Source organism: Oceanobacillus oncorhynchi (assembly GCF_000821065.1).
In the GTDB taxonomy this organism is placed as follows: domain Bacteria; phylum Bacillota; class Bacilli; order Bacillales; family Amphibacillaceae; genus Oceanobacillus; species Oceanobacillus oncorhynchi.
This window is the reverse complement of record NZ_CDGG01000001.1, coordinates 1,335,019-1,348,941: the sequence shown is the minus strand read 5'-3', so window position 1 is coordinate 1,348,941 and position 13,923 is coordinate 1,335,019. Positions and strand designations below refer to the sequence as shown.

The window sequence follows — 13,923 nt, the reverse complement described above, 5'->3', positions numbered from 1 at the left end:
ACCTGTCTTCTCGATTACAACAAACGATTTTCCAACTCCTTTTTATCAAGCAGTTTTATCATACTTCCCTTCCTCTGAATAAGTCCTTCTTCTTCCAGCCATTTCAATTTTCGAGACAGTGTTTCTGGCGTCGTTCCCAGAAAAGAAGCCAGCTCCTTCATCTTCATAGGAATCTCTACTTGCTTGGATGCTGCAGTTTTATATAAATCAAGAAGATACGTCATTAAACGATTTTCTACTTTTTCCATCATTAAAAATTGTGCTTGCTGCTCTGCCTCCATCAATTTTTGAGCATTGATTTCTAACAGCTTCAAGCTTATTTGCGGGTATTGCAATAGTATTTTTTGAAAATCCTCCTGTTTTAACAGGCAGACTTCTGTTTTCTGCATTGCTTCCCCGAATAAATTTTCATTTTGGGCACCAAGCAGTAATCCTTCTCCTTCATAGCCGTTCGGTCCGACAACTCTTAATAATTGCTCGCGGCCAGTCGCTGAAAGCTGATATACCTTCATGTTTCCCTGGGCAATCACAACTAACTGCGGGTTTTCGTCTGGAGTAATAATTTGTTCACCCTTTTGAAAAATATGGTGCTTTACCAACCGGTTAATTATCCTTTGATCTTCTAAATCTAAATGCTGGAAAAGCGGTACTGCAGCTACACATAAATGCTCCTGGCTCACGGCAAGTCCTCCTTTTCAACATGGCAGCTTTTTTAAGCAGATAGATAAAGCTGCCATGTTATTGTCTTTCCTCTATTATACGCCTTGTACTTTTGTATTTTCTACTGTATACCCCAGTTTTTCAATGACTTCTGATAATTTATTCGCACTAGTTACCTTACTATTAATTTCTGTTTTTACCTTACCCGCATGAAATAAGACATTCACCTTTGCTACGCCTTGCTGCTTCTGAACAGCACTTTCGATTTTTTGAATACATGACGGACAGGTTAAGCTTTCTAATTGAATCGTTACTTTTTCCATAATTAATCCCCTCTTTCCTTGTATTTATATTTCTATCATACTTCTAAAGTTTTATTTTGTACTTGATAGCTATCAAGTTTTTCATCCTTCGTACGATAGCGTAATAAACGCATGCCATTGATAACTACTGCTAGAATACTTAATTCATGTACCAGCATACCGCTGGCCATGTGGATATATCCAAAAATCAATCCGATGAGGAGAAAAACCACCGTCCCGACTGCAATGATGATATTTCCCTTCATATTGGCTGTTGTTTTCTTTGTTAAACCAAAGGCGTGGATCAATTTTTTAAAATGAGAGTGCATGAGGATAATATCAGAGGTTTCCACTGCTATATCCGTCCCGCTTCCCATCGCAATTCCTGCATCAGCTAAAGCAATAGAAGGACTGTCATTCACTCCATCTCCGATAAAAGCTACCGTTCTTCCTTCTTCTTGAAGCCGTTTTATAAAGCTGGACTTATCCTCTGGAAGGAAATCCCCATGAACCTCCGTTATACCCAATTCATTTCCCACTATTTCTGCCGTTGTCTGATTATCTCCTGTCAACATCACAAAACGCTTGATTCCCATTTGTTTTAAAATACGCAACGTTCTTTTTGCCTCTGGCCGAACCTGGTCTTTGATACCAATCAGCAGTGTTAATTGACGATTGATTGCTACAAATACGGTAGAATTCCCTGACTGTTGAAGATAAAGTAAATCCTGTTTTGCCTGATTATTTATCCAAACAGCATGATTCTCCATGAAGGTCTGATTACCAATCATTATTTCCTCCGAACCGACGTGAGCAATAATTCCTTGTCCTTTCACAACCTCTGTTTTATCAATTTTTGCATATTCGGTTTTCCCCACATAATCTAAGATTGCTTGTCCCAATGGATGCTCTGATTCTCTCTCCACACTCGCAGCTAACCGAAGCGCTTCTTGCAAATCATCCGTATATGCTTTCGCTTCAGAAACTGCCGGTTTGCCACTCGTTAATGTTCCAGTTTTATCAAATACCATCGTATCTGCCTTGCTGAATGCAGCCATCAATTCCCCGCTCTTGATTAGAATGCCATTTTTTGCTCCATTGCCAATTCCGGCAACATTAGAGACCGGGACACCAATAACCAGCGCCCCCGGACATCCTAAAATTAAAATCGTAATTGCTAGATGGACATTCTGAAAAATCAAACCGACAATAAGCGCAAGCAGCAACACAATCGGCGTATAATATTTGGCAAACCGATCCATAAAACGTTCCGCTTCGGATTTATTATCCTGTGCTTCTTCCACGAGTTCAATAATTTTTCCAAAGGTCGTGTCTTCTCCAATTTTCTCCGCTTCTATCTTCAACGTACCATTTTCTAAAATTGTACCGGCAAACACTTTCTCTCCGGTTGTTTTTCCTGCTGTCATGGATTCACCTGTCACACTTGCTTCATTGATATATCCTTTTCCTTCTTGAATAATACCATCCACAGGAATTTGCGCTCCTGTCTTAACAAGGAGCAAATCCCCTTTCGTTACGTCATCAATATTAATTTCTTCTATATTATCACCGTTGATTCGTAAAGCGCTGGCGGGAGCCATTTTGGTAAGTTCCCGAATAGCAGAGCGTGTTTTTTCCAATGTTTTTTGTTCCAATAACCCTCCGAACAAAAACAGGAAAATAACAATAGCAGCTTCACTGAATTCACCGATGATAAACGCTCCAGTAACAGCAATGGATACTAACAGTTCAATACTGATTATTTTTACTTTCAGTGCTTGGTACGCTTGGATAAATATCGGCGGAACCCCAATAATCGCAGCCATTGCCATTGTAAGTGAATATACCGGGTTCCAATCAAATAAAAATTTTGAAATAAATGCTGAAACAATCAAAATCCCACTGATAAGAACAACGGGATGCTTATGTTTCATTAAAAATTGCTGCAGTTTCATTTTCTCTCCCCCTTTCCGATTACACTGTCATTTTATCGTGAAAGAAAGAGAATATAATTGATGCTTATCAAGATAGGAAAACTCATTTTGCAAAACGGTTATTTGTACAAATAAAAAAAGCATCCTCGAAAGATACTTTCTTTACATATACCGAAATAATTTCCAAACAGTGGGCTATTTTGAACATAAACCTACAAAATTCCTTTTGTTATCCTCGTTAATACTTTATGAAGCAAATCTAAACAAAAAAAGAGGACGGCAGCTATCATTACAAAAAATGCAGCCGAACGGAGAAATACAAATGGAATAAAGCTGACCAGCCAGTTTCCAGCATAGTATATTAGCACAAATGCTATCGCAATCGTTACCAAGTAGGAGATAATAACACCGATTATTTGAACAGAATGAAGTTTTGAATAGGTTGCTTTCAACTCTTTTCTGTTTTTCCAAAAATTAAAAGCGAATAGAACTATACTCAAAAAAAGAAAATACACCTGCCAAGATTCTCCTCCTTTACTTCTATATTGTAAATCTCTTATTTCTTTTTCGTAGTAATCAACGTTTTCTATTTGCCATTATCAGAAATAGCACCATAATAATCCCAGTATAAACCATTATCCATAAAAATGGAAATCCCGATAAATGGGTCAGGTTTTCTTCCTCCCATTGAAATAGCGGCTTCTGGGTAATCGTGGCCGGTGGAATAATCCATGTAATATATTTGAGAGATGCCGGTAAAGCATTCTCGATACCTAGTGCAGCAATGGAAAGAATGACCGTCAGTGCTAAACCGCCATAGGCATTGATGGCACTTTCCATCATTACGCTACTGAAAAAAGCGGCAATACAAATTCCGAGCGCAGCCAATAGGAGATGATTCACTATCGATACGAAGCCAACTGTCATGGATACAGAATCAGAAAATAGATGAAATATAATCGGATAAAGAAAGGCAAACACTGCCAATAGCAAGGCAATCAGCCAAACGGCTGCTAATTTTGCCAAGTAGTATCGATAGCTGCTTCTCAGATTTAAAATCAGCAGCTGTCTTTGTACTGGTGAATCTAGAGACAAGACGCTCATGCACAGCCATGCAGATATCACAAACATAAACAATGCCGTAATTGCATAGCTATCGACAACTGGATTCGGCTTATATGTATAAAAAACAGCAATCAATACAATAAAGGTGGAGACCGGCGGAAAATATTTATGGGAACGAATATAATCATGCAAGCTGTATTTAATGACTACTTTCAAATAAATCTCTCCTTTATGTAAAACGAACAAGCACATAATTTGTTCTTCACTCTATTTTATAATCGATGTTTCCGACGTACTCAATGCTTCCCTGCAATTCAAGAATCCTGGACAGGATCTGATCGCTATTTTCTGAATTCACATATAGCAGTAAGCTATTTTCTCTTCTTTCTTTATTTATTAGTTCGTTCCATTCCTGCACATCTATATCCGTTAAACCCTTTACTTCAATCACCTTCACAGCATCTTTTTCCACAAGTTTTTCTTCTGTTAATTGCCCATCTTTTATGTAATAGGCTTGGTCAACAACCTCTTCAAAAATGGGAGCTTCATGATAGGTTAATAGAATGGAGGTTCCTCGTTCCTTTAATTCGTCTAGAATCAAAAGTAATTCCTGCTGCGCGGAAAAATCGAGCCCGGATAACGGTTCATCTAAAACTAGCAGCTCCGGCTGCGGAAGAATGGCTTGAATAATACCTACTTTTTGGATATTCCCTTTAGACAACGTGCTAATTCGCCGGTCACTCCATTTATCCAATTGAAACCGATGCAATAACGACGAAATACGCTGTTTGAGCTCAGCCTCTGAAATACCGCCTATCCTTCCGGTATAGTGCAAATATTCATTTGGTGTAAAACGGAGATAGTTTGGGAACCGTTCTGGTACATACCCTATCCGGATATTCTTATCAGCGTATACTACCTGCCCTGAATCCGGTCGTTCTACTCCTGCTGCCATACGTAAAAAGGTGCTCTTTCCACTGCCATTCCCGCCTAATACAGCAATGACCTGCTTTTCTTCCAAGCGAAGTGACATGTCGTATAAAATAGTTTTCTTCCCGTATTTTTTCTTGATACTCTTTAGCTCTACAAGCTGATTCATGTAATTCTCCTTGTCATATCATTTGGTATATACTGACATACTCAATCCTGCCTTTTTACAGTTCCTTCGCTAAATGATCTATGTTCAAAGGATATTATTATAGCTATTTATCATATTACATTTATTTATCTTACAATTAAATATAAATGATAAATAGAAACTTCATTAAAGCCAGTTACACTGCGAAAAATTGATTATAAAATAACTCTCGATGATTTCCATAAAGCTGCTGAACGATTTACTGACTTAATTCTCTTTTTCCTGCCTCCATTTATTAAATTCTAGATATTCTCTAAAATGCTCTTTCGACACACCAGATTCCATTGCTTCTTTTACAATATTCACCCATTCACTATCTAACTCTGTTTCATGTATCGAGTTGTTTTCAATTATTAACTCTTTCACAGAAACCTCTAACACTTGGCTGATTTTCTCAATGAATTGGATGGAGGGGTTTGATTGAAGGTCTCGCTCGATGGAACTTAAATAGGATTTTGCTACTCCTGCCTTTTCAGCCAGTTCTGATAGCGACATTCGCTTTTTTTGACGTAATTGTTTGATTTTTTCACCAATCAAGTTCTTCACCTGCTTTTTCTGAAAATTATATCATAATATTGCTGGGGAGTTCTATTATTAAAAATTAACAGTTTGTTCTTAGATAGAGGCTAAATATAATCAGAAGAAGAATAAATTAGATGAACAATCGTTCCGTTTTTAAAACAATTTAAGTTATTTAGATAACCGATATGATTAATTCATTTAAAAGGATTTATTTTTACATATAATCTTTCCATATAAATCTGTCGAAAAAACTAAAGTAACCCACTGCGGATTATACAATGTCTCCAAGCTTTGTGTTGTTTATCTTTATTCTCTGTAATAGACTTCGAGTGTCCTGTTAGTTGGGTTGCATTACTTGAAGCGAAGACTCTTGCTGATTTTTCATCTCCGTTATCGTCATGATTTCTCTTTTTATTTTGCAGAATTGAAATGAAAATATACAACTCATCCGTTCATTCTCTTGTGAAAACGCATAGCCTGCAGTTACATTTTTTCTGATATTTGGCTCATACTAACCAAAAAGGAGGTATTGGAATGAGCGTAGATAAAGGAAAAAAGAAGAAGAAAAAGAATAAAGAAGAATTAAATGCCATGAAGGGCGGGAAAGAAAGGCATCGCAGAAATCGTTCTTAGGTTGGTGTATAAGAGGAAGGCTGAATCAAAGTTATTTCATCGCTGAGGCTGCATCATATAACGAAAGCCTCCCTGAATTGAATTCCAAGGAGGCTTTCGTTATGATCTATATTACAAGTAAAAATCGAATACATAAATACCATCCAGCTGCCTAATTCCAATCAATTCCCGCTCAAGAATTCACTTGGAATGGAGGTTAAATCAATTCCCCAAACTATTGGAACAAAATAATACACAGCTAAAATAATAATAATTGTTCCTACGATATTGACCCAGAATCCGGTTTTGATCATCTCAATAATTTTCAGTTTTCCTGTACCGAAAATAATGGCATTCGGCGGTGTTCCAACCGGTAGCATGAATGCACAGTTTGCTGCCAGTGCACATGGAATCATCAGCGCAAACGGATGAATGTTTAACGCAACGGCCAATGCTCCAACTACCGGCAAAATCATGGTCGCTGTTGCTGTATTGGAAGTAATCTCCGTCAGAGCCATAATCATCAAGGTTGCTGCAGCAATAACCACAAGAATATGGAAGCCGTCTAAAACAGTCAGCTGCTCCCCGAGCCAATCGGATAAACCTGTTTCTGTAAAACCTGCAGCAATTGCCAATCCGCCTCCAAACAGCAGGAGTACGCCCCATGGAATATCACGGGAATCCTTCCAAGATAAAATACGTTCCTCTTTTTTTGCTGGAATAGCAAATAATAATACTGCGGCTACAATTGCAATCATCCCATCAGAAATCCCTGGAACGTTAACAATGCTAAAATTTCCATCTGTCCAGAGGAAATCTCTTGTAATCCACATAAATGCAGCAAAAATAAACACTACTGCGACCATCTTCTCTTCATAGCCTGTTTTCCCCAGTTTACTTCTTTCACGCTGGATTAATTCTTTTCCGCCAGGCAGCTGCTTGATGCCCGGTTTAAACGCAATTTTACCTATATATAACCATGTAAAAAAGAGCATAAACACCACTACTGGAAAAGCAAACAGCATCCACGTTGCAAAAGAAATATTTACACCGAATAACTCATCCAGCTGCCCTGCCAGAATAATATTCGGAGGTGTTCCAATCAATGTTCCCAAACCGCCGATTGTTCCAGCGTAACCAATCCCAAAAATCAGGGATTTTTCAAACTTTGGTAATTCTTTTTCTTCCGGAGTTCCTTTTAACACACTTGCTACCTGTACTGTAATCGCCAGCCCCATTGGAACCATCATCATTACCGCAGCCGTATTGGAAACCCACATAGAAAGAAAACCGGTAGCTGCCATGAAACCAAGCAGAATTCGCTGTACACTTGTTCCAATTACCGCAATGATGAAAAGGGCAATACGCTTATGCAGATTCCACTTTTCCATGGCTGTGGCAATAAAAAATCCGCCTAAAAATAGAAAAATAATATCATTTCCATAGGCAGAAGCAACATCTCCGCCTTCCATCGCTCCCGTTATCGGGATCAATATCAATGGCAGAAGCGACGTAGCCGGGATAGGCAATGCCTCTGTGATCCACCATGTGGCTACCCATAATGTCGTAGCCAGAACAGCCTTTCCTTCGGCTGATAATCCTTCCGGCTGAAAAAATAACATCGTTAAAACGAATAAAAGCGGTCCTAAAATTAAACCGACGATTTGTGCCCTGGAATAAGGTTTCTTTGGCGGTTCGTCGCCTGAATCTTCAGTCTGCCCCTGAACCGTGCTGTCCTTTGCAGAAGTTTGTTTATGTTTTTCAACATCTTTTTCAGTAACATTTTTATGGAGAGCAAAAATATTTAATAGACTTTTTGTACGTTTATGCTGCCTCCAAAGTTCGTTCCATGCCGATGTTACATAGTTCATCGTTCATACCCCTCTCTGAAAACGCTTACCAAAAATGGTTATTCTTATTTTCGTCTATTTTCTCTGGTTTGTATATATTTTTTAACTAATCGAAACTAGAAATGCGTGTTCAAAAAGTTCGATAAATAGCTCGTCAACGTAGAAATTCGCCGTGTCATTTTTATTGGACGTTTTGAACATCCTCTAGAAATGACGAAAATTGTTTTTTCCTGTTTGTGAGAGTTTATACTGCTGCAGCGGACGTCCGAAGCTATGGTAAATCACATTTTTTTCAAGCAATCTTTTTTCCTCAAAAAAACGTAAATATTTACGCAAGGATACATGGGAAATGTTTGCATGAGCACTTAAATCTGCCGCTGACAGCCAATCCTCATGCTCCATCATGACCGTTAATATATTTCGACATGTTTCTTTCGTGATTCCTTTTGGCAGATCCTCCGGTTTTAACACAACAGGCTGTTCATGCGGGTGAAATAAACGATCCACTTCTGATTGATGCACCTTTCCTTCCGTCACTCTTATGGTTTGCTGATAACGTAGGAGGGACGCCTGGAAACGTTCGAAGGTAAATGGCTTCAGCAGATAATCTACTACTCCGTAGCGATAACCAGTCTGTAACGATTGCTGATCATTGGCGGATGTGATTAAAATAACGTCCACATTTATTTCTTCTGAACGGATTTGTTTTAATACATCCAGCCCATTTTTCTGCTGTAAATAAACATCCAGTAAAATCAAATCAACATCGGGGTGCCTTGCCAGCTCAATACCCTCCTCGAGCGTTTCTACACTCCCTGTACAGCAAAATCCATCAATTTTTTCAATATACTTCTGGTGAAATTTAGCAATAAGCGGTTCATCTTCAATAATAGCTATCCGTATCATTGTGAATTATTCCCCTCTTTGTCGTTCCATTCATATGGCATCGTAATTTGTAAACAAACGCCTGCACCAATCTCAGATTGGATATGATAATTTCCATTGCCTGCTTTAACTGCATTAATCATAATCGTCATCCCGTAGCCGCGGTTCAATCCTTTTGTCGAATAGCCTTTTTCCAGGATAGAAGGTAAATCCTCGACGTCAAATCCTTCTCCATTATCACGGATTTCATAGAATAACGCTCCATCAAAAACATCAAAAATCAATGTGACCTTTTTTTCTTCCTGACCGACCATCGCCTCGACTGCATTTTCCAGGCTGTTTCCAATAATCGTTATCCAGCGGTCAACAGCTGTTGGATCAGAAAGGCTCGGCCATTTATTTTCCCCTTGTATATCTACATCAATTTGAAGCTGTTCCAGGCGCTCCAATTTGGTCAATAAATATCCTGCAATGGCTACATCATCAATATGAGCGGAAATAATCCCTGTTTCCCGCTGATAGATCATGGAAAGGCTATCTACATATTCCGCGAGCTCTTCATAGGATTCGGTATAGACCATTGCTCCGATAATATGAAGCTTATTCATAAACTCATGCGTCTGCATCCGTAACGTATGGGCATAGGACTCTACTCCAGAAAGCTTCTTCATCATGGCGTCCAGCTCATTTCGATCCCGGAAAGTGACAAGTGCCCCGACATTATGTTTATCCACTTGAAAGGAAACACTGTTCGTGATCATTTCTAACTCACCGAAGCGGACAGCTTTATCATAAACGGCCTTTTCCCCGTTTACGAATACTTCCAGTGACAGTTCAGGCCAGATCTCACTTATTTTTTGTCCAATAATATTCTCATGAAGCCCGGCGCGCTCCAGCATTATTTCCGCGGATGGATTCGCAATAATGATGTGACCGTCTGCATTAATAGCGATAACTCCTTCACTTACGCTGTCAAGCATTGCTTCCCGTTCCTCTATCAGATAGGCAATCTCCTGAGGCTCCAGGTTAAATAAGGTTTTCTTCAGCCTTCTTGCTAAAAGGTAAGAGCCTGCTAAACCGAGAATAAGACTTACAGCTGTTCCGTAAATAGTTATCTTTACACTATCCCATACAGCCTGATTAATAACCTCTGTGGAAATCCCTACAGAAATCGCTCCGATCTGCATACCATCTTGATCATAAACCGGTTCAAAAGCGCGCATCGACGGTCCTAAAGTGCCAACTGCCTCAGACGTATAGCTTTTTCCTTCAAACACATCATCAATATCCCCGCCGACAAAATGTTCTCCAATCCGCTCCGGAACAGGATGCATCAGCCGGATCCCTTCCATATTCATCAACACAATATATTGTAGATTATTATTCTCGCGAACCTCGGCTGCAATAGTGCGGAGCTCGTCATCTGCCTCCCCTTCTGCAAGCGCATCCGCAACGATAGGCATGCGGGCAAAATGACTTGCACTCAAGCTCGCTTTATCAGCAAGCGCTTCCTTTGTATCTGCTGCTTGATTATATCCAATAAGCAGTCCTGTAACAAGCAGCGTCAGGCAGATTAATCCGCTGGTGAACAGCAGCATTTGAAGCATGAAGGGCATGTCTTTTTTCCGCATACCAGCTCGTCCTCCTCCCTGTTCAGCCAAAACTGCTTCTTTTTTTACAATTGTACAATTTTTATTCATATCAAGGAGTGCAGCTTTCCCAGCACACTCCATAACTGTCCGTATATTTAAAAATAATAACACAGATTCGAAAGCCCGAACGTAAATCAGCTATATTTTTCACTGCTTTCTGTTAAAATTCGATAAGCTATGAAAATAGGCACTGTTCATTCAAATTGTTAAAAGAACTAACTATGTAATAAGAGCTTGATGTATTTTTTCACAGGAGATATAACAAGAGATTTTTTGATTTGATATACTAAAGTTCTACCCCTAATTCTTGCAAAAATCTCTTTTTCCTGTTCAAAAATATTTTCCGATAAAAAATGCTGAATATCCAAATCCAGAGTCCTGTCCATAGGATTCCTAAAAAACCAAAAGGATGATCAAAGATACCACTAACTACATAGAGCACAGCCAGCAGGTACATGATCGTATACATAACTAAAAATGCATAATTTGTATATAGAATTCGGCCAAGGTCTTTTTTGCGAATTTTCCCCTCTGTAGCAGCTGTTTATCTTTTTTCATTTCAGCAAAGGCTATTCTGTAAAGATACAGCAAAAAGTGTTTTAATCGTTGCATTGATTGATAGTTCCTCTTTTTCTAATATTTCGGTATATACCGCTTTCGTTCTCATTTATTTCCAATCCAATCACATTGTATCGCACAACTTTTCAAAATCCAACTGCTTTTATTTCTCTCTCCTGTTTTTAATAACAATTCATGAAAAAATCCGGATAACCTTCACATACAATAAAGCGTATGTTAAGATCATCCAGATTTACAAAGCCGGCAGCAATACGAGCAAACTCAATGATCACGCAAAATTAAATAATCTAACAGCTGATAAAAGAAAGGGATATCCGGCAGCAACGTGAATTCTTTTCTTGCTGCCATGTAGTGACGCCACATTTCCTTCTGTGCTTCTTCCTTGCCAAGGATGGACACAAACGTCGAGCTGTTATTCCGCTCGTCTCTTCCCGGCTGTTTGCCCAACAGATTCGCATCCCCCGTTATATCTAATAAATCGTCCTTGATTTGAAAGGCAATGCCTGCGTGGTACGCGAAACGCTGGACTGCCTGCTTCCGCTCGTCCGATTCTCCAGCCATAATCATCGGCATCATCAGGGCCGCTTCAAAACCAAAGGAGGTCTTATAAACCGATAATTCTCTCAGCTCATCCAGCGTTAATTGCTTTCCTTTTGCCTGCAAATCCAAAAATTGTCCCTGACACATATTTTGGGTGGTCCAGGTGGAATAAGCAATAAGCTCTAGCAGCCTGCCAGGTTCTTGATGCTTGATTACAGCCTGCTCTTCTACAGCGCGCTGTGTTAACCAAAGTCCAGTCAGTTCCGCCGTCGCATGATTATATTTCTCATGCAGCGTCTGCTTGCCTCTTCTTTCGGGTGCATTATCCTGTGACGGCAAATCATCAAAAATAAGCGAGGCGGTATGCATATATTCTATTGATTTTACTAAGGGCAGGACCAAATGGTCTGGAAGATGAAGCCCTTCTTTTGCCAGCACCCATGTCATCATTGGTCGTAAACGCTTCGCATTGCCTGACAAGCTGTCGTTTGCCGCTTCTTCTAACGAATTTTTCGCTGACTCAAAGGGAAGCTGTTCTTCTACTTGTTCTTTGATTTCTTTCATTTTCGATACAAACTGTTTCTTTAATTGCTGATTTTGTTTTAATGTATCTAAAAATTGATCACGGATCCATTTATCAAAGAATGCTACGTTGTGCGTACGATGTACTGTTTTCTCTAAAGCTTTGTCAAAATTCGGATCAAAGGAAAACTGCTGCATCAATTTCTGATAGCGTTCTTTTCCCAATCTTGCCTTTAGCCGTTTTAAACCGTTTATTGCCCTGTCCAAAATAACATCTCTTATCTCCGGCTTTCCCGGATAGAGCTTATGAATAAAATAATAAATAACAGACCAATACATGGCAAAGGGATTGATTAAATTAGAATTCTGTTCACGATACGTCACAAAATACGTATACGGCGTGACATTCCTATTCGCCAGGTCTTCATCTAAATCTGTTAAATCATCCGCAAGCTGGTTATACATCCCGTAATGAAACATATTTGCTTCGATGTTCTCGACCTCTGAAAAAGGCTTAAACGAACGGATAATCAGTCTGGAGGAAGCCGATTTTAAAATAACAGATGTATACAGTTCTTCATTGGTATACCTGCCATTATCCAAATGCTTTTGCCTGTCCAGTTCCTGTGCTTCGAAAAATAAATACGCATTTTCCAGAAAAAGCTGTCTATTCTCCTCCGGCTGGCAGGATTTTAAATAATGAAATGCTTCCGACAGCTCCTGATGCACAGCAGAAATGAATTCCCAATGATTCTCCTGCCAATCGTCAGCTTTTACTGGAAGCACCTCCCCTGTGAATAACGTCTGCCGGATAAAATAAGCGAAAGTCTTCTTCTCTGATAATGTTAACACGTCCGCATCCAGCACATCATCAATCAACGGATAGGTCAACCCATAATAATATCCTGTACGAACAGCCTGATCTAACAGCTGCCTCCTCCGATTTTCGGACAGTTCTCCATCCAATTCTTCCAATTCATGCATAACGACACCAGCAATAATCTTCATTATTTTTCGTTTCGCTTCGTTTTTATCCAAACCATCCGGAAGTATCGCGGAGACACGTTTAAGTTTATCCGATACCCAGAAGAATACTTCTTCCAGCGATTCTTTTTGTGCCATTTGGTAAAGCTCTGTCAGATGAAACGGCACTCGCTGCTCCTTCTGATTCAAGTAATTTTTGACACCTTCTGTGACAGCAGTTATTCTGCTCTGCATTGCTTCAGAGGTAATATCCCTTCCCAGGTCACGGAAATAAATGTACGAAATACTTCGATGCAAATAAGCATCAAGCTGGCCTGATTTCGCTAAATAAGAAATAAATAATTTGCTTGGCTGCTGCTTCCAATGATCTATATTTACCCATGTTTTCTTTTTATCTTGTTGATATTGATGAAGCGTCTCTATCAAGGCTGACGCAAAATTCTCTTCTTGTATTTGAGCCTGCAGCGTTTGAAAATATGCCTTTGCCTGCTCCTGCTTTGTCTGAAAATAATCTTTGTCCATCTGCATGTTCCGTCCTCATTTTTTTGTTAAGTAATTAAGTATACCACGATGTTCCGTACACAATAATGATGCAAGCAAAACTTAACAAAATCTTTACATTTGTTAAAAATATGCCGTTTACCTGACCTAAAAATCCCAAGTAAAACGGCATATTTT

General features: G+C 39.3%; 11 protein-coding genes. All 11 read right to left on the bottom strand.

Annotated features, from left to right (window positions below; translation table 11 throughout):
• Positions 1 to 14: 14 nt before the first annotated feature.
• The 11 genes from BN997_RS06170 to BN997_RS06120 all read right to left on the bottom strand — a co-directional run bounded on the left by BN997_RS06170 (position 15) and on the right by BN997_RS06120 (position 13,773).
• Positions 15 to 680, bottom strand: a complete 666-nt coding sequence (locus BN997_RS06170) for a Crp/Fnr family transcriptional regulator (protein ID WP_042530606.1) — start codon at positions 678 to 680, stop codon at positions 15 to 17.
• Between the two features lie 75 nt (positions 681 to 755).
• Positions 756 to 983, bottom strand: coding sequence for a heavy-metal-associated domain-containing protein (locus BN997_RS06165; protein ID WP_042530604.1), 228 nt, complete (start codon positions 981 to 983; stop codon positions 756 to 758).
• Between the two features lie 35 nt (positions 984 to 1,018).
• Positions 1,019 to 2,917: a heavy metal translocating P-type ATPase gene (locus BN997_RS06160; RefSeq protein ID WP_042530602.1), complete on the bottom strand. Its 1,899-nt coding sequence runs from the start codon at positions 2,915 to 2,917 to the stop codon at positions 1,019 to 1,021.
• A 191-nt stretch (positions 2,918 to 3,108) separates the two neighbouring features.
• Complete coding sequence (locus BN997_RS06155; protein WP_244882339.1) at positions 3,109 to 3,396, bottom strand: hypothetical protein; 288 nt, start codon at positions 3,394 to 3,396, stop codon at positions 3,109 to 3,111.
• A 76-nt stretch (positions 3,397 to 3,472) separates the two neighbouring features.
• Positions 3,473 to 4,177 (bottom strand): ABC transporter permease, encoded by a 705-nt coding sequence (locus tag BN997_RS06150; RefSeq protein ID WP_042530598.1) that lies wholly within the window; start codon positions 4,175 to 4,177, stop codon positions 3,473 to 3,475.
• Between the two features lie 46 nt (positions 4,178 to 4,223).
• Positions 4,224 to 5,060, bottom strand: a complete 837-nt coding sequence (locus tag BN997_RS06145) for an ABC transporter ATP-binding protein (RefSeq protein ID WP_052484931.1) — start codon at positions 5,058 to 5,060, stop codon at positions 4,224 to 4,226.
• A 246-nt stretch (positions 5,061 to 5,306) separates the two neighbouring features.
• The gene (locus BN997_RS06140; RefSeq protein WP_042530596.1) at positions 5,307 to 5,636 is read right to left on the bottom strand and encodes a helix-turn-helix domain-containing protein; all 330 of its coding nucleotides are present in this window, start codon (positions 5,634 to 5,636) and stop codon (positions 5,307 to 5,309) included.
• Between the two features lie 779 nt (positions 5,637 to 6,415).
• The gene (locus tag BN997_RS06135; protein ID WP_042530593.1) at positions 6,416 to 8,104 is read right to left on the bottom strand and encodes an SLC13 family permease; all 1,689 of its coding nucleotides are present in this window, start codon (positions 8,102 to 8,104) and stop codon (positions 6,416 to 6,418) included.
• A gap of 183 nt (positions 8,105 to 8,287) precedes the next feature.
• Entirely contained in the window at positions 8,288 to 8,989 is a 702-nt protein-coding gene (locus BN997_RS06130) for a response regulator (protein WP_042530591.1), read from the bottom strand.
• Positions 8,986 to 10,599, bottom strand: coding sequence for an ATP-binding protein (locus tag BN997_RS06125; RefSeq protein ID WP_042535845.1), 1,614 nt, complete (start codon positions 10,597 to 10,599; stop codon positions 8,986 to 8,988). The genes BN997_RS06130 and BN997_RS06125 overlap by 4 nt, the downstream gene beginning before the upstream one ends.
• A gap of 861 nt (positions 10,600 to 11,460) precedes the next feature.
• On the bottom strand, positions 11,461 to 13,773 hold the full coding sequence (locus BN997_RS06120; RefSeq protein WP_244882338.1) for a polyprenyl synthetase family protein: 2,313 nt from the start codon (positions 13,771 to 13,773) through the stop codon (positions 11,461 to 11,463).
• Between the last annotated feature and the right edge of the window lie 150 nt (positions 13,774 to 13,923).